Source organism: Cryobacterium sp. Sr3 (assembly GCF_004402835.1).
Classification (GTDB): Bacteria; Actinomycetota; Actinomycetes; order Actinomycetales; family Microbacteriaceae; genus Cryobacterium; species Cryobacterium sandaracinum.
The window spans coordinates 14,784-40,649 of sequence record NZ_SOFA01000019.1 but is presented as its reverse complement, the minus strand read 5'-3'; the positions used below and the strand labels follow the sequence as shown (position 1 = coordinate 40,649).

Annotated in this window: 26 protein-coding genes and 2 pseudogenes; 15 read left to right on the top strand and 13 right to left on the bottom strand. The window is 67.1% G+C overall.

Annotation, left to right across the window (positions count from 1 at the left end; all coding sequences use genetic code 11):
- Positions 1-77: 77 nt before the first annotated feature.
- From purD to E3N94_RS04675, 4 genes are all read left to right on the top strand, one after another.
- Positions 78-1,355: a phosphoribosylamine--glycine ligase gene (purD, locus tag E3N94_RS04690; RefSeq protein WP_134569897.1), complete on the top strand. Its 1,278-nt coding sequence runs from the start codon at positions 78-80 to the stop codon at positions 1,353-1,355.
- A gap of 339 nt (positions 1,356-1,694) precedes the next feature.
- Positions 1,695-2,615 carry a phosphoribosylaminoimidazolesuccinocarboxamide synthase gene (locus E3N94_RS04685; protein ID WP_134342005.1) on the top strand — a complete coding sequence of 307 codons (921 nt, stop codon included), beginning with the start codon at positions 1,695-1,697 and terminating at the stop codon, positions 2,613-2,615.
- Between the two features lie 128 nt (positions 2,616-2,743).
- On the top strand, positions 2,744-3,127 hold the full coding sequence (locus tag E3N94_RS04680; protein ID WP_134401841.1) for a VOC family protein: 384 nt from the start codon (positions 2,744-2,746) through the stop codon (positions 3,125-3,127).
- Positions 3,128-3,425: 298 nt separating this feature from the next.
- Positions 3,426-4,253 (top strand): VOC family protein, encoded by an 828-nt coding sequence (locus E3N94_RS04675; protein WP_134342006.1) that lies wholly within the window; start codon positions 3,426-3,428, stop codon positions 4,251-4,253.
- Between the two features lie 63 nt (positions 4,254-4,316).
- On the opposite strand, the gene E3N94_RS04670 is transcribed toward E3N94_RS04675, so the two are convergent.
- Positions 4,317-5,051, bottom strand: a complete 735-nt coding sequence (locus E3N94_RS04670; protein WP_166785416.1) for a TetR/AcrR family transcriptional regulator — start codon at positions 5,049-5,051, stop codon at positions 4,317-4,319.
- A 136-nt stretch (positions 5,052-5,187) separates the two neighbouring features.
- Between E3N94_RS04670 and kynA the strand changes: the two genes are divergently transcribed.
- The 7 genes from kynA to E3N94_RS04635 all read left to right on the top strand — a co-directional run bounded on the left by kynA (position 5,188) and on the right by E3N94_RS04635 (position 11,249).
- The gene (gene kynA, locus E3N94_RS04665; RefSeq protein WP_104169576.1) at positions 5,188-6,042 is read left to right on the top strand and encodes a tryptophan 2,3-dioxygenase; all 855 of its coding nucleotides are present in this window, start codon (positions 5,188-5,190) and stop codon (positions 6,040-6,042) included.
- Positions 6,043-6,145: 103 nt separating this feature from the next.
- On the top strand, positions 6,146-7,150 hold the full coding sequence (locus tag E3N94_RS04660; RefSeq protein WP_134421237.1) for an amidohydrolase: 1,005 nt from the start codon (positions 6,146-6,148) through the stop codon (positions 7,148-7,150).
- A gap of 245 nt (positions 7,151-7,395) precedes the next feature.
- Positions 7,396-8,736 (top strand): aminotransferase class V-fold PLP-dependent enzyme, encoded by a 1,341-nt coding sequence (locus E3N94_RS04655; protein ID WP_174722160.1) that lies wholly within the window; start codon positions 7,396-7,398, stop codon positions 8,734-8,736.
- A 39-nt stretch (positions 8,737-8,775) separates the two neighbouring features.
- On the top strand, positions 8,776-9,045 hold the full coding sequence (gene purS / locus E3N94_RS04650; protein ID WP_104099452.1) for a phosphoribosylformylglycinamidine synthase subunit PurS: 270 nt from the start codon (positions 8,776-8,778) through the stop codon (positions 9,043-9,045).
- On the top strand, positions 9,045-9,743 hold the full coding sequence (gene purQ / locus E3N94_RS04645) for a phosphoribosylformylglycinamidine synthase subunit PurQ (protein WP_104099451.1): 699 nt from the start codon (positions 9,045-9,047) through the stop codon (positions 9,741-9,743). Before purS ends, purQ begins: the two co-directional genes overlap by 1 nt.
- A gap of 59 nt (positions 9,744-9,802) precedes the next feature.
- Entirely contained in the window at positions 9,803-10,906 is a 1,104-nt protein-coding gene (locus E3N94_RS04640) for a tellurite resistance/C4-dicarboxylate transporter family protein (RefSeq protein ID WP_104099450.1), read from the top strand.
- Positions 10,907-10,916: 10 nt separating this feature from the next.
- Positions 10,917-11,249: a cupin domain-containing protein gene (locus E3N94_RS04635; protein ID WP_104194316.1), complete on the top strand. Its 333-nt coding sequence runs from the start codon at positions 10,917-10,919 to the stop codon at positions 11,247-11,249.
- A 55-nt stretch (positions 11,250-11,304) separates the two neighbouring features.
- Here E3N94_RS04635 and E3N94_RS04630 read toward each other — a convergent pair whose 3' ends face one another.
- Genes E3N94_RS04630 through pdhA form a run of 3 tightly spaced genes read right to left on the bottom strand, consistent with a single transcriptional unit; the run spans position 11,305 to position 14,737 of the window.
- The gene (locus tag E3N94_RS04630) at positions 11,305-12,597 is read right to left on the bottom strand and encodes a dihydrolipoamide acetyltransferase family protein (RefSeq protein WP_174776118.1); all 1,293 of its coding nucleotides are present in this window, start codon (positions 12,595-12,597) and stop codon (positions 11,305-11,307) included.
- On the bottom strand, positions 12,594-13,610 hold the full coding sequence (locus tag E3N94_RS04625; protein ID WP_104099447.1) for an alpha-ketoacid dehydrogenase subunit beta: 1,017 nt from the start codon (positions 13,608-13,610) through the stop codon (positions 12,594-12,596). Before E3N94_RS04625 ends, E3N94_RS04630 begins: the two co-directional genes overlap by 4 nt.
- Positions 13,607-14,737, bottom strand: coding sequence for a pyruvate dehydrogenase (acetyl-transferring) E1 component subunit alpha (gene pdhA, locus E3N94_RS04620; protein WP_134341990.1), 1,131 nt, complete (start codon positions 14,735-14,737; stop codon positions 13,607-13,609). Before pdhA ends, E3N94_RS04625 begins: the two co-directional genes overlap by 4 nt.
- A gap of 138 nt (positions 14,738-14,875) precedes the next feature.
- Between pdhA and E3N94_RS04615 the strand changes: the two genes are divergently transcribed.
- Positions 14,876-15,526, top strand: coding sequence for a TetR/AcrR family transcriptional regulator (locus tag E3N94_RS04615; RefSeq protein ID WP_134341991.1), 651 nt, complete (start codon positions 14,876-14,878; stop codon positions 15,524-15,526).
- Here E3N94_RS04615 and E3N94_RS17100 read toward each other — a convergent pair.
- Positions 15,459-15,721 (bottom strand): annotated as a pseudogene (locus E3N94_RS17100) (hypothetical protein); the annotation flags it as partial. The gene E3N94_RS04615 and the pseudogene E3N94_RS17100 overlap by 68 nt on opposite strands.
- 33 nt (positions 15,722-15,754) lie before the next feature.
- Positions 15,755-18,562 carry a vitamin B12-dependent ribonucleotide reductase gene (locus tag E3N94_RS04605; RefSeq protein ID WP_134569896.1) on the bottom strand — a complete coding sequence of 936 codons (2,808 nt, stop codon included), beginning with the start codon at positions 18,560-18,562 and terminating at the stop codon, positions 15,755-15,757.
- Positions 18,563-19,019: 457 nt separating this feature from the next.
- Here E3N94_RS04605 and E3N94_RS04600 point away from each other — a divergent pair, with 457 nt between their 5' ends.
- Positions 19,020-19,571 (top strand): cob(I)yrinic acid a,c-diamide adenosyltransferase, encoded by a 552-nt coding sequence (locus E3N94_RS04600; RefSeq protein WP_104099443.1) that lies wholly within the window; start codon positions 19,020-19,022, stop codon positions 19,569-19,571.
- A 66-nt stretch (positions 19,572-19,637) separates the two neighbouring features.
- Here E3N94_RS04600 and E3N94_RS16450 read toward each other — a convergent pair whose 3' ends face one another.
- Positions 19,638-19,799 carry a hypothetical protein gene (locus E3N94_RS16450; protein WP_166790064.1) on the bottom strand — a complete coding sequence of 54 codons (162 nt, stop codon included), beginning with the start codon at positions 19,797-19,799 and terminating at the stop codon, positions 19,638-19,640.
- Positions 19,796-20,098, bottom strand: coding sequence for a hypothetical protein (locus E3N94_RS16445; protein WP_166790062.1), 303 nt, complete (start codon positions 20,096-20,098; stop codon positions 19,796-19,798). The genes E3N94_RS16450 and E3N94_RS16445 overlap by 4 nt, the downstream gene beginning before the upstream one ends.
- Here E3N94_RS16445 and E3N94_RS04590 point away from each other — a divergent pair.
- Positions 19,986-20,729, top strand: coding sequence for a wax ester/triacylglycerol synthase domain-containing protein (locus E3N94_RS04590; RefSeq protein WP_134569894.1), 744 nt, complete (start codon positions 19,986-19,988; stop codon positions 20,727-20,729). The genes E3N94_RS16445 and E3N94_RS04590 overlap by 113 nt on opposite strands.
- A 516-nt stretch (positions 20,730-21,245) precedes the next feature.
- On the opposite strand, the gene E3N94_RS04585 is transcribed toward E3N94_RS04590, so the two are convergent.
- The 5 genes and pseudogenes from E3N94_RS04585 to mgrA all read right to left on the bottom strand — a co-directional run bounded on the left by E3N94_RS04585 (position 21,246) and on the right by mgrA (position 25,237).
- Positions 21,246-22,466, bottom strand: coding sequence for a type II toxin-antitoxin system HipA family toxin (locus E3N94_RS04585; protein ID WP_134569893.1), 1,221 nt, complete (start codon positions 22,464-22,466; stop codon positions 21,246-21,248).
- Positions 22,459-22,791, bottom strand: a complete 333-nt coding sequence (locus tag E3N94_RS04580) for a helix-turn-helix transcriptional regulator (protein ID WP_134569892.1) — start codon at positions 22,789-22,791, stop codon at positions 22,459-22,461. Before E3N94_RS04580 ends, E3N94_RS04585 begins: the two co-directional genes overlap by 8 nt.
- Before the next feature lie 368 nt (positions 22,792-23,159).
- A pseudogene (locus tag E3N94_RS04575) lies at positions 23,160-23,423 on the bottom strand (IS1380 family transposase); the annotation flags it as partial.
- Between the two features lie 121 nt (positions 23,424-23,544).
- Entirely contained in the window at positions 23,545-24,063 is a 519-nt protein-coding gene (locus tag E3N94_RS04570) for a hypothetical protein (RefSeq protein WP_166805262.1), read from the bottom strand.
- A 148-nt stretch (positions 24,064-24,211) separates the two neighbouring features.
- Positions 24,212-25,237 carry an L-glyceraldehyde 3-phosphate reductase gene (gene mgrA, locus E3N94_RS04565; protein WP_134569891.1) on the bottom strand — a complete coding sequence of 342 codons (1,026 nt, stop codon included), beginning with the start codon at positions 25,235-25,237 and terminating at the stop codon, positions 24,212-24,214.
- Positions 25,238-25,389: 152 nt separating this feature from the next.
- Here mgrA and E3N94_RS04560 point away from each other — a divergent pair, with 152 nt between their 5' ends.
- The gene (locus E3N94_RS04560; protein WP_134569890.1) at positions 25,390-25,851 is read left to right on the top strand and encodes a DUF3817 domain-containing protein; all 462 of its coding nucleotides are present in this window, start codon (positions 25,390-25,392) and stop codon (positions 25,849-25,851) included.
- Positions 25,852-25,866 lie beyond the last annotated feature (15 nt).

Genomic DNA, 25,866 nt, shown 5'->3' with positions numbered 1-25,866 from the left:
ACCTCGCGCGCATGCTGCGCCAGTGCCCGCTGTCCGCCGCCCGCGCGGGGCTACGCGGCATCCGCTAATCTGACGGGGTGAAGATTCTGGTCCTCGGTTCCGGTGCCCGCGAGCACGCCATCATCACCGCGCTGCTCCGCGAGGAGCCGCGCCACGACATCGTGGCGGCGCCAGGCAATGCCGGCATCGCCCGGGATGTGCCGGTGATTCCGCTCGACCCGGCCGACCCCGAGCAGGTCACGAACTACGCGAACCTCAACGGCATCGAGCTCGTCGTGGTGGGGCCGGAGGCGCCGCTCGTCGCCGGGGTCGCCGATGCGCTGCGCACCCGGGGCATCCCGGTATTCGGTCCGGACCGGGCCGCAGCCGCCCTCGAAGGCAGCAAAACCTTCGCCAAACGCATCATGGACGCCGCGGGCGTGCCCACCGGACGCGCCGAACGCGCCGGGTCGCTCGCCGAAGCCACGTCCGCACTCGATGAGTTCGGGGCGCCCTACGTGGTGAAGGCCGACGGCCTCGCCGCCGGCAAGGGCGTGCTCGTCACCGTGGACCGTACGGCCGCGATCAACCACGCCATCTACTGGCTTCAGCACGGCAGCGTGCTGATCGAAGAATTCCTGGACGGGCAGGAGGTCTCCCTCTTCCTGCTCAGCGACGGCCACAGCGTGCTGCCGCTCTCCCCCGCCCAGGACTACAAACGCCTCGGTGACGGTGACCTCGGCCCGAACACCGGCGGCATGGGCGCCTATTCGCCGCTGCCCTGGCTCGACGCCGAATTCGGCAGTGAACAGGCTTTCATAGACGAGATCATCGAAACGATCGCGTTGCCCACGGTGCGCAAGCTCGCCGCCGAGGACACCCCCTTCATCGGTCTGCTCTACTGCGGCCTCATTCTCACGACCGAGGGCATCCGGGTGATCGAATTCAACGCCCGATTCGGCGACCCGGAGACCCAGGTGGTTCTACCGCGCCTGGTCACGCCACTGTCGGGTCTGCTGCTCGCGGCCTCCACCGGCGGCCTTGGCGGCCTGGCCCGCCCGGTATTCTCGGCTGACGCCTGCGTCACGGTCGTGCTCGCGAGCGAGAACTATCCGGATGCGCCGGTCACCGGACGCGCTCTCACCGGCCTGGCCGCGGCATCCGCTGTGCCCGGCGTCAGTATTGCGCATGCGGCGACAGCCGTCGTCGACGACACCCTCGTGTCCACCGGCGGACGCGTGCTCAGCGTCGTCGCGGTCGGCGACGGCTTTGCGGATGCCCGCGCCCGCGCCTACGAGGCGCTCACCCTGATCACGCTTGAGGGTTGCCAGTTCCGCACCGACATCGCGGCCCGCGTCGCCGCTGTCGCCCGCTGAGCCCGCGTCGCCGGTGTCGCCCGCTGAGCCCGCCGAACCCTCGTCTCACTGGCCCGGCTGAGCTGTCGCCGCCCGCCGTTTCCGTGGCCAACTCAGGAGATCCATTCGGCGAGCGCTGAGAACACCCGAGAACACCAGGCCGGATGACACCGGCAGCGCAGATCTCCTGAGTTAGCCCCTCCCCCTGGGATCCTCGGCGCGGAAGCGCGGCACGCCGCGGGCGGCACGAACCCGGCACGAGCCCGGCACGAGCCCACGCCGGCACCGCGTTGGCGCGGGCACCGGCCGGTGCGCAAGAATATAGCCGTGACCGCACTAGACCAGCCCGCCGCATCCGCTCTGCCCGACCTGCCGGGATGGCGTCACGCCTACTCGGGCAAGGTGCGCGACCTCTATGTTCCGGATGCCGCGGCTGACCTCGCGACCGCCGCACGCGTGCTCGTGGTCGCCAGCGACCGCGTCAGCGCGTTCGACCACGTTCTCGAGCCCGGCATCCCGGGCAAGGGCGAACTGCTCACCACTCTCAGCCTCTGGTGGTTCGACCAGCTCGTGGGCTTCCCCAACCACCTCGTGCCGGACCACACCGTCAACGGGGCTGTGACCAGCCTGCTCCCGTCCGCCGTTGCCGGGCGCGCCATGCTCTGCAAGACCCTCGACATGTTCCCGATCGAATGCGTCGTGCGCGGGTACCTGACCGGATCGGGCTGGAAGGAATACCAGTCCACCCAGACGGTGTGCGGCATCCAACTGCCTGCCGGCTTGCAGAACGGCGACCGCCTGCCCGAACCCATCTTCACCCCGGCGTGGAAGGCCCCGATGGGCGAGCACGATGAGAACATCTCGTTCGAGCGCACGGTGGAGCTGGTCGGGGCCTCCGTTGCCGACGAGCTGCGCCGCCTGTCGCTGGAGATCTTCGGCCACGCCTCGGCGATCGCCGAGAAAGCCGGGGTCATCCTGGCCGACACGAAATTCGAGTTCGGCGCCGACCGCCTCACGGGCGCCATCACGCTCGCCGACGAGGTGCTCACCAGCGACTCGAGCCGCTATTGGGACGCCTCGCTCTGGCAGTCCGGCACGACCCCGGAACAACGGATGGCCAGTTTCGACAAGCAGATCGTTCGCGACTGGCTCGCGGCCAACTGGGACCTGACCGGCACACCGCCGGCACTTCCGGCGGAGATCATCGGGCAGACCGCGGCCCGTTACCTGGAACTGCTGGCGCGGCTGACGCACGCGGCTTCCGCGGCCGGCGCGGCGTAGGCGAGGCCGCGGTGGCCCGCGTTTCTCCGCGGGCACCGCACCGTCGCTGGGTTTCCCCGCAGCCGGGCGTGCCGTCGCGAGGCGTCACGGCCCGGCGGCCACGGGCCGCAAACTGATACGCTCCGGCCATGCGAATCAAGATGTGCAGCGTCCACGTGAACGATCCGTCCGCCGCGTTCGACTTCTACACGTCCGTGCTCGGATTCGAGAAGCTGATATCCATGCCGGAGCACCAGCTGTACATCGTGAAGTCCCCGGAAGACCCCGACGGGGTCGGCCTCCTCCTCGAGCCGAGCGACAACAAGGTCTACCAGAAGTACGCTCAGGGCATCCGCAGCCTCGGGCTGCCGGCCATCGTGTTCGGCACACCGGATGTGCAGGCCGAGTACGAGCGACTCCGCACCCTGGGCGTTCAGTTCGCCGGCGCCCCCAGCACGGATGCCTACGGCACCTCCGTCATCTTCGACGACACCTGCGGCAACCTGATCCAGCTCCACGAAGACGAGCAGTAGCGAGCGCCCTGACTGCCGGGTCGCGTTCTGCGCTCCGACCCGCTCCCGACTCCCGATCCCCCTACAACTCCCGACTCCACCTCCCGACTCCAATCTGGGGCTAACTCAGGAGATCCCGACCAAGGCCGTCCCCGGGGCCACTGTTTCCGCGGCGGATGGCGTCCGATCGCGACCGTGCCGCCGGATCTCCTGAGTTAGCCCCCGCCACGCGGCGCACGGCCGGAATACCGGGCCCGGATCATCCGTTGGGGCCAGTGTGAATCGATTTGCGAACGATCTGCTGCCCGCATCCACCGGCATGGGCGCGGTGACCCTGCGGGTGGGCGACCTCGACGCCATGATCACGTATTACCGCGACGCGGTGACCCTCGAGCTACAGAGCCACGAGGGGCCGGTCGCCGTGCTCGGGCGCGGAACCACACCGATCGTTGTTCTGCAGCACGCCCCGGAGCTGGCCGCCGCCGAGCCCCGCTCGAGCGGGCTGTTCCACACCGCCATCCTCTTCGATACGCAGGCGCAGCTCGCCGCGGCCGTCTACTCGGTGGGCACAACGCATCCGGGATCGTTCACCGGCAGTGCCGATCACCTGGTCAGCCAGGCCTTTTACTTCACCGACCCGGAGGGCAACGGCATCGAGCTGTACTGGGACCGCGACCGCACCGAGTGGAGCTGGACCCACGGCCAGGTCGAGATGGCCACCCTATACCTCGACCCGAACACCTTCATCGGCGAGCACCTGACCCGGGACGGTCAGGCGCATCCGTCGGTCGGCAACGCCATCGTCGGGCACGTGCACCTTTCCGTCGGCGACGTGGGCACGGCCCGCGAGTTCTACGTGGACCGCCTCGGCTTCGAGGCGACGGCGACCCTCGGCGGCCAGGCCCTGTTCGTCTCGGCCGGCGGCTACCACCACCACATGGCCATGAACACCTGGAACAGCGCCGGCGCCGGCAAGCGCCGACTGGCCCTCGGGCTCGGCGAGGTCGATATCATCCTGCCGGGCTCCGACGACATCGGCGCCCTCAACGAACGGATGTCCCACTTCGGCGTGCAGACCCGTCACGACGGGCAGGCCCTCGGCTTCGACGACCCGTGGGGCAACCAGATCGTGGTGCGCACGAAGTAGCCCGCACGGCGTCAGCGCACGGCGTCAGCGCGGCGCACCCCGCCGACGCCGAACGCAGATGTCCTATGCGCCGGCTCCCGGCGCCGCACCGGCTCCCGGCGCCGCACCCGTGCCGCGGGAGGCCGCCCGGGTGGCACGGCGGCTCAGGCCGTGCACGGCCGCCTGGTATTCCTTGGCTCCCAGCGGACGTCCCGGCAGCTTGGGCCGGCCCCGGTCGACGGCCCGCAGCCCGTCGAGCACGATCGACAGCTGGCGCCGCCACTGGCCGGTGTAACCGCCGCCGAGGGTGCCGAGCGAGCCCACCATGGTGACGAGGACCGCGAGGTCGACCGCATCGACATCCGTTCGGAGGTCGCCGTCGCGTTTGGCCTGCGTGACGAGGGCCGACAGCACCGCTTTGAACGAGGCCGCCTTGCCGCGCGCCGGGTCGACCGTCTCCATGCGCTTGAGGATGGGCGGCAGCGACGGGTCGGCGACGAGCCACTCGGCGACGCGTTCGGTGTAGACGACGATGCCGTCCCACGCGGTGGGGGCAGCCGCGATCTCGTCGCGCACCGAGGCCAGCTCGGCGAGGGAGATGTCGTGCAGGGCCCTGACCAGGTCGTCCCGGGTGGAAAAATTGCGGTACAGCGTGGCTACGCCCACGTCGGCGCGGCGAGCGATCTCCTCCAGCGAAGCGTCAACGCCGTGCACCGCGATCAGTGCCCGCGCCTCAATGAGGAGACGCTCACGGTTCTGCCGGGCGTCACGCCGTCGAGGCTGCGCCCCATCCTGCGGGGTCGATTCGGGCGAAGTCATGACCCTGAGTCTAGGTCCCGAACCTTGGCATCGCGGAGGCTCACCTCCACGCCTCCCCCTGGCAGGTGTCAGCCAGTTGCGCCGGGCCGGGGCTGTCCCGCACAATGCAGTCAGCACCCGAACGAAACGGAGCACCATGTCGGTCGAGCACAACACCCGCGAGTTCGATCCCGAGATCGTGACGGATTTCCGGGAGCGGATGAGTTACGGCTCCTACCTCGATCTGGACACCCTGCTCGGTGCGCAGAAGCCGGTCAGCTCACCCGAGCATCACGACGAGCTTCTGTTCATCATCCAGCACCAGACCACCGAGCTCTGGCTGAAGCTCGTGCTGCACGAGCTGCGCGCCGCGACCGCGTTCCTGCGCCAGGACCAGATCGCCCCGGCCCTCAAATGCATCGCCCGGGTCAAGCACATCCAGCGCACCCTGACCGAGCAGTGGTCGGTGCTGGCCACGCTCACGCCCAGCGAATACGCCGAGTTCCGGCATTTCCTGGGCAACTCGTCCGGGTTCCAGTCGTATCAGTACCGGGCCGTCGAGTTCGCGCTCGGCAACAAGAACCGGCGCATGCTGAGCGTGTTCGAGAGCGATCCGGATGCTCACGCGCTCCTCTCCGAGATGCTTGCGGCCCCCAGCATCTATGACGAGTTTCTGCGCTACCTGCACCGGCAGGGGTTCGCTATCCCGGCATCCGTGCTGGAGCGCGACGTCACGGAGGCGTGGGTGCTGCATCCGGAACTCGTGGCCACCTTTCGCGGGATCTACGAGAACGCGGGCGAGCACTGGGGTGCTTACGAGGCCTGCGAGGAACTCGTCGACCTGGAGGACAACTTCCAGCTCTGGCGGTTCCGTCACCTCAAGACCGTGCAGCGCATCATCGGCATGAAGACCGGTACCGGTGGGTCGAGCGGGGCCGCCTTCCTGCAGAAGGCGCTCGAGCTGACCTTCTTCCCCGAGTTGTTCGCCGTGCGCACCGAACTCGGCACATGAGGCACGGATGACCGGCGGCCGGCCAGGCGGATCGGTGCCAGGCGGATCGGTGCCGGGCGGATCGGTGCCGGGCAGGACGGTCGGCAGGACGGTCGGCAGGACCGTGCTCCCGGGCTTCCTCGATGCGCATGTGCACCTCGCGCTGATCGACCCGGCCCCGCTCACCGCGGCCGGCATCGCCCGCGTGCTCGACCTCGGCGGGTGGACGCCGCCGAGGTCGACGCTTCCGGTCGAGTCCGACCCGGGTGCTCGACCTCGGCGGGTGGAGGTGGGCGCGGGAGAGCCCCAGCGAGCGGGGCGTCAGGCGAGCGCGGTCCTTCCCGAGACCGTGTTCGCGGGGCAGTTTCTCGCCGCGCCGGGCGGCTACCCGAGCGAACGGTCCTGGGCCCCGGCAGGCAGCGTGCGCTTCGTGGCCCAGGCAACGGATGCCGCGGCCGCCGTCGACGATCAGCTGGCGCTCGGGGCATCCGTGATCAAGGTCACGCTGAACGGCGACGCCGGGCCAGTGCTGCCGCGCGCGGTTCTCGCGGCCATAGTCGGGCACGCCCACGATCGCGGGGCCCCCGTTCTCGCCCACGCCGAGGGGGCCGGCCAGGCGCTCCGCGCGTTCGAGGCCGGGGTGGACGCCCTGGCGCACACGCCGTTCAGCGAGCGGCTGGGCGACGAGGTGATTGCGGCCATGGCCAGGCGAATGGCATGGATCAGCACCCTCGACATCCACGGCTGGGGCGAGCCGACCGACGACTTCGATCGCGCGGTCGACAATCTGCGCCGCTTCCACCGGGCCGGCGGACAGGTGCTCTACGGCACCGACCTCGGCAACGGCCCGCTGCCGCTCGGGCTGAACCGGCGGGAGATCAACGCGCTGCTCGGCGCCGGCCTGAGCGGCGACGACGTGCTGCGGAGCCTGACCATGGGAAACCTCGGCGGCTTCCGGACCGTGCTGCGCGGCCCAACAGGCAGCGAGCGCCTGGTCACGGTGCTGCGTGGCAAGCGCCCGGCCGACCCGGCCGCGTTCAGCGCCTGGCTCGGCACCGCCCGGGCGATCAGCCCGGCCGACCTCGGCGACCTCGGCGACCTCAGCACCCTCGACCCGCCGGATTCCTGAGCGCACCCCCGACCGCATCCACCGCCGCACGGCCGTCCGCGCTTTCCGTAGTCGCGCGGTCACCCGCGTGGGTGGGATACTTCCAGCGCGGCACGGTGTCGGCGAGTCCCCGGGAAGCGCGCATCGCTGCGAGAGATGGCTGCCCATCATCCGTTCGACCTCGAGGAATCCAGATGACCCCCCACACCGACACCAGCCCCTCCGGCAACGGCAGCCAGGATGCCCAGCTCGCCTTCGCCCGCCGGATGGACCGCATCGACGGGCTCGGACACTACCGGCGGCAGTTCGTCGGCATCGAACCCGACAGCGCGACCGGCGCGACCGGGCACACCCCGAGCCTCGTTGCCTACCTCGACGGCAACTCCCTCGGCCGGCCCACCCGGGCCAGCGTGGCCCGCATCACCGAGTTCCTCACCCACGACTGGGGCACCCGCCTGATCCGCGGCTGGGACGAGGCCTGGCTGGACCTTCCGCTGAAAATCGGCGACGACATCGGCCGCGCCGCCCTCGGTGCCGCGCCCGGCCAGGTCTTCGTCGGCGACTCGACCACCGTGCTGCTCTACAAGTTGGCGCGGGCGGCCGTCGACTACCTTCGCGTCGACGCGGAACCGACGCGCACCGAGATCGTGCTGGACACCGACAACTTCCCCACCGACCGCTACTTGCTCGAGGGCATCGCGGCCGAACGTGGCATGACGCTGCACTGGATCCACTCCGACCCCGCGAGCGGCGTCACAGTAGAGCAGGTGCGGCAGGCCGTGGGCCCGCAGACAGCGCTCGTGCTGCTCAGCCACGTGGCCTACCGCTCCGGTTTCCTTGCCGATATGCGCGAGATCACCGCGGTGGTGCACGCCGCGGGCGGCCTCGTGCTCTGGGACCTCAGCCACTCGGTCGGCTCCGTGGTGGTCGAACTCGACCTGTGCGACGTGGACCTGGCCGTCGGCTGCTCCTACAAATACCTGAACGGCGGCCCCGGCGCCCCCGCGTTCGCCTATGTGCGCAGCGACCTGCAAGACGTTCTCACCCAGCCGATTCAGGGCTGGATGGGAACGAAGGATGTCTTCACGATGGGCCCGGGGTATGTGCCGGCCGACGGCATCCGTCGTTTCATGAGCGGAACCCCGCCGATCGTGGGGATGCTGGCCATGCAGGATTCGCTCGCGATGATCGAGGAGGCGGGCATCGACCAGGTGCGCGCCAAGTCGGTGGCGCTGACCGAGTTCGCGCTGACCCTCGTGGATGTCTGGCTTGCCCCGATGGGCGTGACTGTGTCGTCGCCGCGAGAGCCCACGCACCGCGGCGGTCACGTGACCGTGAACCACCCCGCCATGCGGCAGGTGACGCAGATTCTGTGGGAGCACGATGTGATCCCCGATTTCCGCATGCCCGACGCACTGCGCATCGGCCTGTCCCCGCTGAGCACAAGCTTCGTCGAGACCTTCGAGGGGGTCGCGGCGATCCGGGACGTGCTGCGCGGTGTGCTGCTCGGGCAGAGCGGGCTTGCCGGCGGAGCCAACGGTGGTCTCGGCACCGGCCTGGGCACCGGCCTGGCCGGTGCGCTCGGCGGCCCGGGGGTCGGCCTGTAGGATCGTGGAATCCACCCCCCGACGCCTCCGGAGTGAGCTATGCCAACAATCGTCGTAGAAGTTATGCCCAAGGCCGAGCTGCTCGACCCGCAGGGGAAGGCCGTCGCCGGCGCCCTGGGTCGCCTCGGCAAGACCCGTTTCACCAGCGTTCGCCTGGGCAAGCGATTTGAACTCACCATCGACGGCCACGTCGACGACGCCGTGCTCGCCGAGGTGCAAGAACTCGCCGACACCGTGCTGTCCAACACGGTGATCGAGGATGTCATCGGCATCCACGTGCTGGAGGCACCCGCCGGAGAGACGCACTGATGCGCATCGGCGTCGTCACGTTCCCCGGTTCGCTCGACGATCGCGACGCCGCGCGCGCGATCCGCCTGGCCGGCGCCGAGCCCGTCGCCCTCTGGCACGGCGAGCACGACCTGCACGGCGTGGACGCGCTCGTACTGCCCGGCGGCTTCAGCTACGGCGACTACCTGCGCTGCGGCGCCATCGCGAGCCTCTCTCCGATCATGGCGGAGGTCATCAGCGCGGCCAACAGCGGCATGCCCGTGCTCGGTGTCTGCAACGGCTTCCAGATGCTGACCGAGGCGCACCTGCTCGAGGGCGGCTTGATCCGCAACGACCACGGCTCGTTCATCTGCCGCGACCAGAAATTGCGCGTCGAGAGCGCCCTCACCGACTGGACCGGTGGTTTCGCGGCCGGCCAGGAGATCACCATCCCGCTCAAAAACGGCGAGGGCGGCTTCATCGCCTCCGCCGACACGCTCGAGCGCCTCGAGGGTGAGGGCCGCGTGGTCGTGCGCTACGTCGGCATGAACCCGAACGGCTCGCTCAACGACATCGCCGGCATCAGCAACATGCGCGGCAACGTCGTCGGCCTGATGCCGCACCCCGAGCACGCGGTCGAGCCGGGCTTCGGCCCCGACACCGTCGACGCCATGCGCAGCGGCACCGACGGGATCACCTTCTTCACCTCCGTGATCGAACGGATGCTCGTCAGCGCGTAACAGCGTCCGCACCATGCGGTTGTCGGCGCGCCGGAGCGCCGGCGCGCTAGCCTGTCAGGGTGACGTCTAACAGCGGTGTGCGTGTGGGTGCCGCTGTCCGAGGGATGCCGCCTGGCTACTTCGCGTTGGTCATGGCCACGGGGATCATCTCGGTCGGGATGCACCTGATCGGCGTCCAGACGCTCAGCTTCATCCTCATGGTCGTGTGTGCCGCGGCCTACCTGATTCTCGTGGCGCTTACCGGGTGGCGGCTCATCGCCTATTCCGCGGCCTTCCTTGCGGACATGCACGATCCCCACCGCGGATTCCAGTTCTTCACTTTCGTCGCCGGCACCAACGTCCTGGCTGCCCGTCTCGCCATCGAGGGCTGGTTCGGCCTGGCGACAGTTCTCCTCGGCGTGTCCGGAATCACCTGGCTGCTGCTCGGCTACGCTCTCCCGTGGTTCGCGGTCCTGGGCCGCAGCGTGCGCCCCGTGCTCAACGCCGCGAACGGGACCTGGTTCATCTGGGTCGTCGCCAGCCAGTCGGTCGCCGTCGTGGCGGCCTCGTTGGAGCCCGTGTCGGGCGATGCCAGGGCACTGCTCGCAGTCCTCGCGATCTTGTCCTGGTCGGTGGGCATCTTCCTCTACGGTGCCGCGGGTGTTTTCGTATCCTTACGGCTGGTGCTCTATGACATCCGGCCTGAGCAGTTGGACCCGCCCTACTGGGTGTCTATGGGCGCGTGCGCGATCACGGTGCTGGCCGGTGCCCGCATCGTCGAAATGGCGGACGCCCCGATGGTGACCGCGACCCGGGGGCTCGTTGCGGGCGTCTCCGTCATGTTCTGGGCGTTCGCCACCTGGCTCATCCCCGTGCTCATCGCGGTGGGGTTCTGGCGTCACGTCACACACCGAGTGCCACTGCGCTACGAAGCGACGCTGTGGAGCATCGCATTTCCCGTCGGGATGTACGCGGTCGCCGGAATCTACCTGGGCCAGGCCGATGACCTTCCACTGGTCGGGCAGATCGGGACCGTCTCACTCTGGGTGGCTCTCGTGGTGTGGTTGGTCATGTTCACCGCGATGGTCCGCCAGCCGCTGCGGGCAGGTGGACTGTTTCGTGGATCCCCTGACCCGCGGCACCTGACCGTTGAGCCCGCAGTCACCGGCCAACCGAGAAAGTGAGAACCGACCCGTGCAGAAAATTTCGATCGAGGCGTTCGCCCGCGAACACCTGAAGGCAGCCGCAGCCGGCACCAGTGGTCGCGCAGCCGGAACGGTCTTCGGCGGCCACGAGAAGGTGATGCGTCAAACCGTCATCGCGCTGCTGGCCGGGATCTCCCTGAGCGAGCATGAGAATCCGGGTGAGGCGACGGTCTATGTCCTCAGCGGGCGCGTGCGGCTAAGAGCCGGCGACGACGTCTGGGAGGGGCGCGCCGGTGATTTCCTGATCGTTCCGGACGCACGGCACAGCCTTGAGGCGGTCGTAGATTCCACGGTCCTGATGACCGTTGCCAAGAAGGGCTAGAACGCCAGATCGAGGACCGCCGCGACAGGCGCGCAGCGGTCCCCCGTGCCGGTGATCAGGCGATGATCGTCCACGGGTTCTCGATCAGTCGGGTCAGCGTTTGCAGGAACTGTGCGGCCACAGCGCCGTCGATGATCCGGTGGTCCGCCGACAGGGTGTAGCGCATCCTGTGCCGGGCAACGATCTCGTCCCCGACCACGACAGCCTCGCGGGCGGTGCCGCCGACGGCCAGGATCGCCCCTTCGGGCGGGTTGATGATCGCGGTGAACTGCTCCACACCGAACATGCCGAGGTTGCTGATGGTGAACGTGCCGCCCGACATCTGACCGGCTGTGAGCTTCTTGGCGTTGGCCAGGGAGACGAGCTGCTTGGCTTCCGTACCGAGCTGGCTGACGGTCTTCTGGTCCGCGTCCTCGATCACGGGAACCACGAGGCCGTTGCCCGAGGCGACAGCCACACCGATGTTGACGCGGTGGTGCACCAGCATCTCGACGCTCGCGTCGTCGATGTAGGACGCGTTGACCTCGGGGTGCTCGCGGAGGGCGAGCGCGCTCGCCCGAATCAGCAGGTCGTTGATGCTCACCTTCGGCCGACCGGCCTGAACGAGTTGCGCGTTCAACTCGGTGCGCAACTGCACGAGGTTCTCGGCGTCGGCCGCGGCGGTGACGAAGAAGTGCGGAATGGTGCGGGCGCTCTCACCCAGCCGCCGCGCGATGATGCGGCGCATGTTGCTCAGCGGGATCGCCTCGGACGCGCGCTTGTCGAGGGTGTCCGGTGAGGGTGCGGCGGCTGCCGCGCTCGGAGCGACCACGGTCGCGTTAGGGACGGCGGAGTCGGCACCGGGCGCGGTCGCCTGGGCGAGCAGTGCGTCGGTATCCGAGCGGATGATGCGGCCGCCGGGGCCCGTGCCGCGCACCTGGCTCAGGTCGAGATGGTTTTCCCGCGCGAGCTTGCGCACCAGCGGTGACGCGAAGAGGCGCTCACCGCGCCCGGCGGCGTTCCCGTCCGCATTGCCATCGGTCGGAGGAACTGCCGGTGCGGCCTCGGCCGCCGGCGTAGCCGCCGGTGCGTCGGCAGCGGCGGCCGGCGTCGCCCCCGGCATGACACTCGGCTTGCCGTCGTCCAGCAGTGCGATGGGCTCGCCGATGGAGACCAGCTTCCCCTCTGCCACGAGATGCTCCGAGAGTGTGCCGGCCTCGTAGGCTTCGTACTCCATCGTGGCCTTATCGGTCTCGATCTCGACGAGCAGGTCCCCGACCTCGACCCGGTCACCGGGCTGCTTGTGCCAGATCGCGATCGCGCCTTCCTCCATCGTGTCGGAGAGGCGGGGCATTGTGATTTCGATCATGATTTTTCACCCATCGGGTAGCGGCGGCGACCGACGGCGTCGAGGGTCTGACGGATGGCGCCGATGACGTCCTCCGCCGACGGCAACGCGGCCGTCTCCAAAGGTTTTGAGTACGGGAGCGGCACCTCTGCCATCGCGACGCGTCGAACGGGCGCGTCCAGGTAGTCGAAGGCGCCATCGGAAATCGTGGCCGCGATCTCAGCGCCGATTCCATAGGTCAGCCAGTCATCCTCGAGGATGACGGCGGCATGCGTCTTCTTGACGGACTCCACAACCGTTTCGCGGTCCAATGGACGCAGACTGCGCAGGTCGATGACCTCGATGTCGAGGCCGTCCGATTCCGCGAGCTGCGCCGCGACCTGCGACGCGACGTGGGCCATCCGTGAATAGCCGATCAGAGTGATGTCGCTTCCCTTGCGGGTGACGGCAGCCTTGCCGATTTCGGCCGACACGTCGCCGTCAGGCACCTCGCCCTTGATGTTGTAGAGCGACAGGTTTTCCAGGAACAGCACGGGGTCATCGTCCCGGATCGCCGCGATCAGAAGCGCCTTGGCGTCGGCCGGCGTGCTGGGTGCGACGACCTTCATCCCGGGGACGAAGGCGTAGAAGAGCTCGATGTTCTGCGAGTGGGTCGCACCCAGCTGCTGTCCGCCGCCACCCGGCGTGCGGATGACGAGAGGCACTCGGGCCTGTCCACCGAACATGCCGTAGATCTTGGCGGCGTGGTTCACGATCTGGTCGAGCGCGAGCAGGGAGAAGTTGATGGTCATGATCTCGACCACGGGGCGGAGCCCGAGCATCGCGGCGCCGATGGCGGCACCGGTGAAACCCTCTTCGGCGATCGAGGTGTCCCGCACGCGCTTCTCGCCGAACTCGTCGAGCATGCCCGCGGTGATCTTGTACGCGCCTTCGAAGAGACCGATCTCCTCACCCATCAGGAACACATTCTCGTCACGCAGCATCTCGGAACGCAGCGTGTCGTGCAGTGCCTGGCGATAGGTCATGATGCTCATTGGTTGACTCCGTAGTCGGGGATCGGTGCCGGCTCGAACAGAGGCTGCCCGGGCAACCGATGGGAGTCATTGGCCACGGCTGTGGCGTAGGTGTAGTCGAACAGGGTCGACACATCCGGGAACGGGCTGTTCTCGGCGAACGCCGCCGCCTCGGTTGCCTGAAGGGTTACTTCCTCGTCGATCTTCGCCAGTTCCTGCTCGTCAAGCAGACCGTCCGCGACCAGCTTGGCGGCGAAGGTGTGCACCGGGTCTCGTTCCTTGACCAGGGACATCTCCTCGTCGGAGCGGTACTTGGCCGGGTCGACGACGGAGTGCCCACGCAGTCGTTCCGTCACGACCTCGAGAAGGAAGGGCTTACCGCTGCGAGCCTGAGCAACGGCACGCTGGGCGGCCTCGAACACGGCGACGGGATCGAGCCCATCGACGCGTTCCGACGCCATCCGGTACGCGGATGCGCGCTTGTAGAGGTCCGGCTCAGCCGAAGCCTTGTCGACCGTCGTGGCCATTCCCAGCCTGTTGTTGATGATGACGTAGACGATCGGTAGGTTCCAGAGAGACGCGATGTTCAAAGACTCGTGGAATGCTCCGATGTTCGTGGTGCCATCGCCCATCGTGCACAGCACGATCTCGTCGCCGGCGCGGTAGTCGATGGCCAGGGCGGCCCCCGTCGCCAGCGGGATCTGGCCGCCGACGATGCCGTAGCCGCCCAGCATCCGCTTCTCGAAGTCGAACATGTGCATCGAGCCGCCCCACCCCTTGGACACCCCGTCGGATCGGCCGTACAGTTCGGCCATCACCCGGTTGGGGTGGATGCCGCGGGTGATCGCGTAGCCATGCTCGCGGTAGTTGGTGAAGAGGTAGTCGCTCGGGCGCAGCGCGGACATGAGCCCGACGACCGCAGCCTCCTCGCCGAGATTCAGGTGGCAGTAGCCGCCGATCAGCGCTTGCGTGTAGGCCCGTGCGGCTCGCTCTTCGAACCGGCGGATGAGCATCATCTGGCGGTAGAACCCGGTCAAGAGTTCCCGGTCGGCCGGGGAGACATCGGGTTTTGCGCCCGGGGTCGGCCGATCCGGGGAGGTGGTTGGTCGGGACTGAGTCGCCACGGATGTACGCGCTCGAGTGGTCATGAAAGAACTCCCTGCTCGGCCTTCGTGAGGTCGGAGATCGAAGAGTCGCATCGAATTTTAATGATACGAATTAGTTTCATTCTACATCCGAGAGTACGTTTGCGTTTAACGTTTTTTTGAAGATCCGAAGGGCCGGACATGGACTCAGCGACCCCAGCGAGCCCGGTTCGCAAGCGCGGCCGACCCACGGAGGCGGGGCGCGTCGAGCGTCGAGGCCAGATCCTCGACGCCGCGTTGCCGGTCTTCCTTGAATATGGCTTCGGCAAGGCGACGGTGGACCGGATTGCCGCCGCGGCCCGCGTCACCAAGCGCACGATCTACACCTACTTCGGTGACAAGGATGGCGTCTTCACCGAGATGCAGCGACGCCTGGCCGCGAACGTCAGTGGCGAGCCTCTCCGCACGGAGACGCTGGAATCACTCGCCGCGCGTATCGTGTACGGGTTGCACTCGGCCCAGATGATCGGACTACACCGCCTCGTGATCGCCGAGTCGCTGCGTTTTCCCGAACTCGCCCGACGGCTGCACGACAACGGCGACATGCGCCACATCGCGCGCCTCGCAGACCACATTCGGGCCGAGCACGGCCAGGCGGCCGCTGCCCATGCCGAGCAGCTCTACGCACTGCTGCTGGGCGAAGACTACCGGCGGCGGCTGCTCGGGCTGCTCGAACCGGTGACCGCCGCCGAGGCCGCGGTCCACGCTCGGTCCGCGCTGGCCGTCATCCAGTTGACGACGGCGAGCCCCCTGTCCGGCGCCGCATCGGCAGCGGGTGCGCCGAGTCCGTGATGACGACCCGGTCGTCGATCCTGCCCTGGCGCATCTCATCGAGGACGTCGGTCAGCTCCTCGAGGCGGCCAGTGGCGACAGCCGGGTGGAACACTCCACGGTTGTGGAAATCAGGGCTTCGACAAGGTCACGGCGGGTGCCCCCGATCGAACCGCGAATGGTGAGGCCCTTGAGCACGATGTCGAAGATCGGCGCCGACAGCCCACCGCCGTCAGGCAGCGATGGGCCTCAGCTGCAGCCGCTCGTGCTGCCACAGCTTTCGCAGACGTAGCACGAACCGGCCGGACGCATGGCGGTGCCGCACGACATGCACAGCGGCGAATCCAAGCTGAGACCCTGCTGAGCCTCGAGTAGTTCCGCCGAGGAATGCACCGCTCGAGTCGCCCCTGCAGGCGGCTGGGCCGGAGGCAGCACCTGGCTCGGTGGCGCCGTTTCCGTTGCTTCAGAGCCACCCGCATTGAGCTGGGAAACGCGCTCGGCGGTCGTGAAGATCCCCATCGACGAGCGCGTGGCGAACGGCAGGTGGTCCAGGGCCAGGCGGCGGAAAATGTAGTCCATCATCGACTGCGCCATCCGGATGTCCGGGTCATCGGTCATCCCCGCCGGTTCGAAGCGCAGATTGGTGAACTTCTCGACGTAGGTCGGCAGCGGCACCCCGTACTGTAGGCCGATCGAGACCGCGATGGAGAATGCGTCCATGACCCCGGACAGAGTAGAACCCTGTTTGCCCAGCCGGAGGAAGATCTCGCCGAGTTCGTCGTTGGGGTACAACCCCGCCGTGAGATGCCCCTCGGCGCCGGCGACGGCGAAGGACGTGGTGATCGACGTGCGGGACTTCGGGAGTCGCCGCCGGATCGGCGACGCGGGCTGCACGACCGGCACGGACGCCGGGGCGGCCTTGCCGTTCGATAGGGGCTGACCGACCTTGCAGTTGTCGCGGTAAATGGCCACCGCCTTGAGCCCGAGCTTCCAGCCCTGGAAGTAGACCTCCTCCACTTCGTCGACCGTTGCGCTCTGCGGGAGGTTGACGGTTTTGGAGACGGCTCCGGAGAGGAACGGCTGAACCGCGGCCATCATGCGCACGTGGCCCATCGGCGCGATGGCCCTCTTCCCCATGGCGCAGTCGAAGATCGCGTAGTGTTCCGGTTCGAGCCCGGGGGCACCGATGACCTGTCCGTGCAGGGCGATGTGTTCGACGATCGCCTCGGCGGCCTCCCGCGGGTACCCCAGGCCGCGCAGCGCTCGGGGCACGGTCTGGTTGACGATCTGCATGGAGCCGCCACCCACCAGCTTCTTGAACTTCACCAGTGAGAAATCCGGTTCGATTCCCGTGGTGTCACAGTCCATCATGAAGCCGATCGTGCCGGTCGGAGCGAGAACACTGGCTTGCGCGTTTCGCCAGCCGGACACCTCCCCCAACATCAGGGCCTGCTGCCAGGCCGCCGACGCGCGATCATGGATCTCGCCGCTCATGCCACCCGAGGTCTGCAGGGCGATGTCGGCTGCCTCGTGCTTGCGCATGACTCTCGTGTGGGCCTCCGCATTGCGCGCGAAGCCCTCGTACGGGCCAACCACCCCGGCCAGTTCGGCCGAACGCCGGTAGGCGGTTCCGGTCATCAGGGAGGTGATCCCGGCGGCCACGGCCCTGCCCGACTCGGAATCGTAGGCGTGACCGGCGGCCATCAGGAGAGCACCGAGGTTGGCGTAGCCGATGCCCAGCTGGCGGAACGCGCGGGTCGTCTCACCGACGGCCGGCGTCGGGAAGTCGGCGAAGCAGATCGAGATGTCCATCGCCGTGGTGATCAGCTCGACCGCCCGAACGAAGGCATCCGTGTCGAACACGTCCTCCCCCGGGACGGCGTCGGCGCGCAGAAACTTGAGCAGATTGAGCGAGGCCAGGTTGCAGGACGAGTTGTCGAGCGACATGTACTCCGAGCAGGGATTCGACGCCGTGATCCGACCCGATTCGGGATTGGTATGCCAGTCGTTGATGGTGTCGTCGTACTGGATTCCCGGGTCGGCGCAGTCCCACGCCGCTTGGGCGAGTTGACGGAACAGGCCCGGTCCGTGCACTGACTCGATCTCGCTTCCGTCCTGCCGGGAGGTGAGGGAGAAGCTGGTGCCGTTTTCCACGGCTCGCATGAACTCGTCACTGACCCGAACGGTGTTGTTGGCGTTCTGGTACTGCACGCTCGCCATGTCCGCACCGCCCAGGTCCATGTCGTAGCCGGCATCCCGCAGAGCACGGATTTTGCCTTCCTCCCTCGACTTGGCCTCGATGAATTCCACGATGTCCGGGTGGTCCACGTCGAGCACCACCATTTTGGCAGCACGCCGGGTCGCCCCGCCGGACTTGATCGTGCCCGCGCTGGCATCGGCGCCGCGCATGAACGAGACGGGCCCACTGGCCGTTCCGCCGGAGGAGAGCAGTTCCTTGGAGGAACGCAGTTGGGACAGGTTCACCCCCGCCCCAGAACCGCCCTTGAAGATCATCCCCTCATCGCGGTACCAGCCGAGAATGGACTCCATTGTGTCCTCGACCGAGAGGATGAAGCAGGCGCTGACCTGCTGCGGCGATGGCGTCCCGACGTTGAACCACACCGGGGAGTTGAACGAGAAGACCTGATGCAGGAGCAGCCAGGTCAGTTCCGCACCGAAGACCTCCGCGTCGCCGTCCCCGGCGAAGTAACCGTTCGCCGACCCGGCAACCACATACCGCGTGACCACCCGGTCGATCAGCTGCTTGAGGCTGGACTCCCGCTCGGGCGACCCGATGGCCCCGCGAAAGTACTTGGTGCTCACAATGGTGGAGGCGTTCGCCGACCAGGTGTCCGGGAACTCGACACCCTTCTGCTCGAAGACGGTTTCGCCATTCTTCCAGTTCGTCTGCACGACATCGCGAAGCTCCCAGACCACCTCGTCGTACGGGTGGACCCCGGGCGTGCTGAAGTGGCGCTCGATGGCCAGTCCGGCACTATGCGCACCCTGATCGCTTCCGTCAGACCCGGCTTCGGCGTTCTGATTCCTGCTACTCACGTTCGCTCCCCACTCACGACACCCGAATGCCGAATTACTACCAGTGGGTGTCGACTCCTCAGTGAACCACTACATGTAGTGATTGTGTTTTTCTGCTTCGGCTCGGGCGTGTCCTCGACGGGCAGTGCTGCAGAAAAAAGCCCGCCTGGCGGTGCGGAGCAGGGCTGCACGCACAGGCCGGCCGATCAGTGCCGCGCCGTCGGCCAGGACGACGGCCCGCATCAGATCCCCACCAAAAAACGTTGCGCTGCTGAAGGGGAAAATCTGAGCCCCGCGGCGCAACCACGTCGATAGAGGGGTGGTGTTCCGTGCGGTGTGCAGCATCCCGACGGTGGCCGGGCACCCGCGCACCGACGGCAGACAGCCGCACCGGCACGCGAATGCATGAAACGATGGATTTGTCCGGTACCGGCCCAGCTTCGTCAACCTAGTCCGGCGATCAACGGGAGGCCACGAAATGGCAAGAATCTACACCAGAACCGGCGACGCCGGCAGCACCGGGATGCTTCATGGCGGCAGGGTCTCCAAGGGTGATGAACTCATGGACGCGGTCGGCGACATCGACGAAGCGGTGTCTGCCCTCGGTCTGGCGCGAGCGGGATGCGCCGAGCCCGAGCATGCCGCGATCCTGTTCCGCGTGCAGCGCGATTTGTTCGTCGTCGCAGCTGATCTGGTCGTGAACCCAGCTCACCGCGACCGCCTCGTCCCGCGCATATCGCTGGTCGTTCCGGACATGGTCACGGAGCTGGAGGGAATCATCGACGGGCTGGTGACCGCCCGGCCGCTGCGGCCGGTTTTCCTCATCCCCGGGTCGACGCCCACCGAGGCCGCCATCGATCTGGCCAGAACGGTGGTGCGGCGGGCCGAGCGGCACACGGTGCGGGCCGGTGTGGTCGGGCATCCGGTCAGCGACGACGCGCGGCACTACCTCAACCGGCTCTCCGACCTGCTCTACGTGCTTGCCCGGCACTCGGCGGGCCCCGAAACAGAGCCTGCCAGCCACGACTGAGGACGACTCAAAATTGAATTCTCTCCCTCGCCGGTTCCTCCTCCGTTTAGCCTCAATACCGTTCAGTTAAGCGTTTGAGTGGTGATTTTGGCTCGTGGAGGGGTAGTACACGGTCGCGAGTTCTATCTCGGAGGCCTCGGCCGGATCAAGGATCGTGGTCAGCAGCCGGTCGGCGTCAGGGTTGTCGCGTCCGTCGTCGATCGTGTAGTCCACGACCCGCACGGTCAATGGTGGTGTCGATTGCCGCCCCGGCCCGAGGTCTGGATGATCGTCGCCAGCCAGGACCCGTCAGCGAGGGTCTCCTGATGCCGAGGGCGGAGGTTCGTCTTGACCCACCAGAGCAGGTCAGCGCCCGTCGCTGCCGCTTGAGCCCACAACCGGAAGCCGGAGAAGCCGCGGTCGGCGAGGACCAACATGCCCGGTTCGAAGCGCCCTGCGAGCTCTCGGGAGAGTTCAATTTCCAACGTCGCGCACGGGCCAATCACCGCGTCCAGAATGGCATGCGTTCCGCACTCAGCCAGGGCCACCAGGCGTGCCTGCGGGAAAGCAGATTGTTCGCCCCGGCTGCCCGGCCCCCGGGGCGAGCAGGCGGTACTCGATCTAGCCGCAGTGCTGCTCGTCGCTCCGCTGCCGCGCACCCGTGCGCTCTGGGCAGCCACACTTGTCACCGGAGTAGCGCGGCACCAAGCCGCGTTGATCGTCGTCTTTCACCACGTGCTCGCCGACGGAGTGGCCGGCCTGGTCGTGCTGGGCGGGCTCGTAGACCAGTCGGACGCTACCGGGACGCCCAGGGCCGTGGGCCCGAAGACGCATGAATCCGATTTCCCGCGGCCGCAAGCATCCATTCGCCAGCTCGCCATCGACGCCTGGACCCGCCGGCTAGGTTCACTGCGAGCTCTCCCCGCTCTGCTGCGCCGCCTCCAGGACGCGGCCCGGGAATTGCGGTCGGTGCGGTGGACGCGCCTGAGGCCAACGTCGCTTAACCGGCCGACCGGCCCGCGACGAAGCCTCGCTACGGTCACGGTGGCGCTGGACGGGATCCGCAACGCCGGTCACGCCCAGAAAGCCACGGTCAACGACGTCGTGCTCACCGCGATCGGTGGCGCGCTGCCGAACTCTCCTGCCACTGGCCAAGGCCCTGCACGAAGGTTTTACTGAGGCAATTTGGGAAAGTCGCGTCGGGTCCGCTGCCGGGTAACGTTCCGACGAGACCGCCCAGGATGCGCCGGTCGATCGCGACGAGTCGCCCGAGTCCCCGCAATAAATTCCTTGGCCGACATTCAGCCCTAGAAGTCGGGCACGTCGGGCAGAAACTACTGCGGGCGCGGGCTGTGCCATCCACCAATAACGTTGTTCCCGACGATCTGCACGACGCCAATGGTCGGCCGGGCGAATCCGGTCAGCATCTAATGGGATTCAATCCTCGCAGAACCCCTGGCCGATACGGAGCGAGGGAGAGCTCCATCGACCGAGTCTCTGTTGCGCGCGGTTAGCCTCCGCGCAACAATGCCCCTCGAACGGCTTATCCGATTAGTTCCACGCCTGGTCTCGGAAATCGCGGATACCGTGCTCGCTCCGGCTCTTCAGCGCCAGCGTGAGCAGATGAATCAGATCGCGAAACCCCCGCTACCGGCGTCGGGTACTTGAACACTCGGTCCGTCCAGCCTTCTGGGCTCATCCGGCAACGAACGCGCCAGCCATGAGGTCAATTTCGCTTTCCGGGATGTTGAGTCGGCGGGCTTCCACGACCCACCCGGAAACAGCGGCCTTGACTTCTAATAGCAGTGCGACGGCGTCTTTCACACGGAAGTACCGAGCCACGTCTAGGAGGGCGGCGGTGTCCGCGAAAAAGGTGTCGTAGTCGATGGATGTGGACAACTCCTTGGGTCCCGCTGCCGGGTTGGGGTTGAGGTCGAACGCGGGAGACAAATCCCAGCTGCGTGTGGTGTCCGACCGGAGGAACCCGTGGTTTCTGAGATGGTCGTCGGTGTTAGAGATCAGGATTGAGAACGCGATCCGGCGCCACAGCTCGCGAAGGTCACGCGTCGCAGATGAGGATGACTGCTCAATGACCTCGGCGATTTCCAAGTAGCTGCGGTGCTCGCCGTCAACTGCTTCGAGCATCGTCATAGCGCTCACATATCCGATGCGACGATCCCCGACTCTGTCGAACCTGTTGAGCAGCAGCACGTTCCGGCCTGCGACACTCATCAATTCAGTGCGCGGCGTTCGAATGCCTGCCCGGCTGGCCAGCGTCAGAGCAAGCTGCTCCCACGCCATGACGTCCCATTCGTCGGAGGCAACACGGGGGAACTTCGCAATGAGCAATGCACCCCGGCCGTTGACAACGGCAGCTTTGGGCCGGGCACCACCGATAGAGCTTCCCGCACGCAGGAGTAGCCGCAACGATTCGTCATCGGGATGGTCGCTCTCAACAGATTCAACAGCGTGGAGAAGTCTCGGCAGGCCGACCAGGTGCGGCACGCTTGCAGCCGCCGGCCCCAGCCAATCAGTGGTCCCCGGACGACGGAACCGGAAGGCGCCCTGACGAAGGTCGTCGCGAACACCGAGCGTGTAATCAAGTTCGCCGAAACTGCGTGCAGCTCCACCGCCTTGTGCGGCACGATGATGTTCGGATCTTTCGATGAGTTTGCGTCCCCAGCGGTCGGGAGCGCAGTCCGTGAACGCCCCGAAAAGGCGACGCCCGTCCGCAGTGTTGAAAGACCCGGATGAGAGGGGTAGTCCCGGATCGAGCGAGTACGCGTCTGGTCTGGCCAGATAATCGATGTCGTAGGTGAAAGTGGCGCTCTCGGAGTTGCGTCGACGATGCGCGTAGACCGTGCCCGCGCGGACGTCGACACCGTCTATTTGCACCCAGACTTCCGCGTCAGACATCGGCCTGTTTCTTCGGCCGGCTCTGACGCACACGCTGCGGGAGAAGTTCCTCGGAGCGAAGCCGGCCGATGTCGCTGCGATAAGGGTCGGCGCTCTCAACGACCGTGTCCATGATTCCAAGTGCCCGGAAGACACGCAGCGCGGTCTCGAGGCTGACGCCTCCCAGCCCCGATTCCAGCTTGTGGAGGGTTGCCCGGCTCATGCCCGCGCGATCGGCGACCTGCGCAGCAGTCAACCCGAGAAGTTTCCGCCACGTATGAACGTCTGTGCCAAGTTCACGGAGAGCACGCCGGACGGGGATGGGGGTTAATCGCTTCTCAACCATTGACTCTCCTCCCTAACGTCTATTATTTTATACACTAACATTTATAAAGCACTTGATACTTCGCCTTAGATTGGTTTCCCGTCTGCGGCGGATCGCAGCGCACCGGACGAGTGTGCCGCGTGTCGGGCGTGTGGCGGGCAGACTCCGGTGCCTTTACGGGCGGAGAGGTTCACGCGTGCCCACATTTGGCAGGAATGTCGGGTGCGGCCCAAGCTCACACGACTCACAAATCGCACCAGACTCACAAGACTCACGAGGGACTGCCTCGAGTTCAGTTGACTCCAAGGGTGAGTGGTTTCAGGCGGCCGCGCGAGCCGGGCGAATGGCCCCTTCGATCGCCGCGCAAGCGCCTGATGTCTGGCATCGGCGAAGAGTTTCTTCATCCCGCCGTGGCGGAGCAGAGCCATGTCATCGATCGAGTCCGCGCCGGCGAGCATCCCCGCGACCAACGCGGTGACTTTCAACCCTGCGTTCGCCCCGAGGTACCCCGGCAACGTCAATCACCGGCTGGCAAGCTCGCCCAGGCCCGTGGAGGCGGCCAACATCATCGCAGGGACGAGTCCGGCGGCCGACACGAGATTGGTGTCATCGAGGGACGCTGACAAGGCCGTGGACCTATGGAAAAATTGCATCTACGAGATGCCTTTCGTGTCAGTCGAAATGAACCCTGAGTGAGTTCTATTTTTCCTGATCTGGAAGGCATTCTCTGTTTAACGCGCCGTCAACTCCCCAGCCTCACCGGTGGATTGAGGCTTAGGACACCGTGACCAACACCGGGGGGACCGGCAGGCGAGGTGACGGCGTGCGTCGAGCACCCCAGGTTCGCCGCCATCCGGCACGGTCGGGACCGGATGCCGCCGACAGGCCCCCCGGTGGAACAGTGCGTGCTCGGGCGGTCGGCCGTGCACTGACGTCGGTGAACTCCGGGACCGCAATTTCGTGGTCGATGACCGCACCGTCGGCGATGAAAGCCCCACGGCCGATGTCCGTGTTGCTGGCCAGGCGCGCCTCGTTTCCGACAATCGCATCGGCCCCGACATGCACGTTCGCGCCGACGAAGACCCGCGCGCCGATGATCGCCCCGTGGTCGATCCAGCTCCCCTGCCCGATCCACGATTCAGGCCCGACCTGGGCGTCACTTTCCACATACGTTGCGCTCGACACGTAGGCGCTCGGGTTCACCTGGGCACCGGGCGACACCAGTCCACGCCCGTTCTCGTGACGCCGGTACTTCGTCACCTGGCCCTTCTCGAGTTCCACTTCCACACTCATTCTTGCCACTAGCAGTCTCCTCGATCTCATCGTGTGATTTATTAAAAGGATAACTCTGCTTTTAATAACCTGTCCAGGAAAGTTGCCCGGCGATCACGGCGCGGGCGCCGCAGCGGCCCGCCCGAATCATCCGTCGATGCCGCCCGGGCTAGACGGCGCTGGACGGCTCCCACAGGTTGATGCCCATGTCGACGGCGTGCTCGTCGATCGCCGTGATCTCGGCGTCGGTGAACGCGAGGTTGTCGATCGCGGCGATGTTCGTCTCCAACTGCTTCACCGAGGAGGCGCCGACGAGCGCCGTGGTGACGGTTTCGCGTCGCAGCACCCACGACAGGGCGAGCTGGGCGAGCGACTGACCGCGGGCATCCGCGATCTCGGTCAGGGCACGGATGCGCCCCACCGTCTGGTCGTTCACCATGTCGCGGCTCATCGAGCCGGCCTGCGAGGCTCGAGACCCCTCGGGCACCCCGTTCAGGTAGCGGTCGGTGAGCAGCCCCTGCGCCAGCGGGGAGAAGGCGATGCAGCCGACGCCGAGATCGTCCAGGGTGTCGAGCAGTCCGTCTTCGACCCAGCGGTTGAACATCGAGTACGAGGGCTGGTGGATCAGCAGCGGCGTGCCCATCTCGGCCAGGATCGCGGCGGCCTGCCGGGTGCGCTCGGGCGAGTACGAGGAGATGCCGGCGTACAGCGCCCGACCGCTCGTGACGGCCGTGTGCAGCGCGCCCATCGTCTCCTCGAGCGGGGTGTCCGGGTCGGCCCGATGGGAGTAGAAGATGTCGACGTAGTCCAGGCCCATGCGGCCGAGGGACTGGTCGAGGCTCGAGAGCAGGTACTTGCGGGAACCCCACGAGCCGTACGGGCCCGACCACATGCCGTAGCCGGCCTTGGTCGAGATGACCAGCTCGTCGCGGTGCGGGGCGAAATCCAGCGCGAGGTGCACGCCGAAGTTGCTCTCGGAGCTGCCCTTGGGCGGGCCGTAGTTGTTGGCCAGGTCGAAGTGGGTGACGCCCAGGTCGAAGGCGCGGCGCAGGATGGCGCGCTGCGTCTCCATCGGTGCGGTGCCGCCGAAATTCTGCCAGAGGCCCAGCGAGATCGCGGGTAGTTTGAGGCCGCTGCGCCCGGTGCGGCGGTAGGGCATGGAGTCGTAGCGGGTGTCCGCGGGAAGGTACGTCATCCCTTCAGACTCGCACAGTCGGCTGGGTAGCCCTCTGCCCCACTGATCCGCCGTGTCATCCGTTCGGCCGATGCGCGGCTCCCCCGCAACCCTGCGAAGATCGAAGCTCCCCCTTCTTTCGTCCCGTTCCCCACCCCCTGGAGTGTTCCCCCGTGTCTCCCCGCCTCTTCTACCGCACCATCGCCATCGCTGAGGCGGTGACCTGGACCCTCCTGATCGGTGGCATGCTGCTGAAATACGTGGCGGATGCCGGCGGCACCCCGGTGCGGATCGCCGGCTCCCTGCACGGGTTCGTCTTCATCAGTTACGCCCTGACCGCCGCGCTGGTGGGCCTGAACCAGCGCTGGCCGGTCCGCCTGATGGTGCTCGCAGTCGCCACGGCGATCGTGCCCTACGCAACGGTGCCGTTCGACATTCGTCTCGACCGCAGCGGCCGGCTCGACGGCGACTGGCGCCGCGTCGCCACCGACGACCCGCGCGACCACACCTGGGTGGGCACGCTGCTGCGCTGGATGCTGAACCGTCCGGTGATCCTGATCAGCAGTTTCGCCGTGGCCGCGGTGGCGATCATGACGGTGATGCTGTCGCTGGGTCCTCCCGGCGGGCGCAGCTAGCGGGCGGCCAGGCCG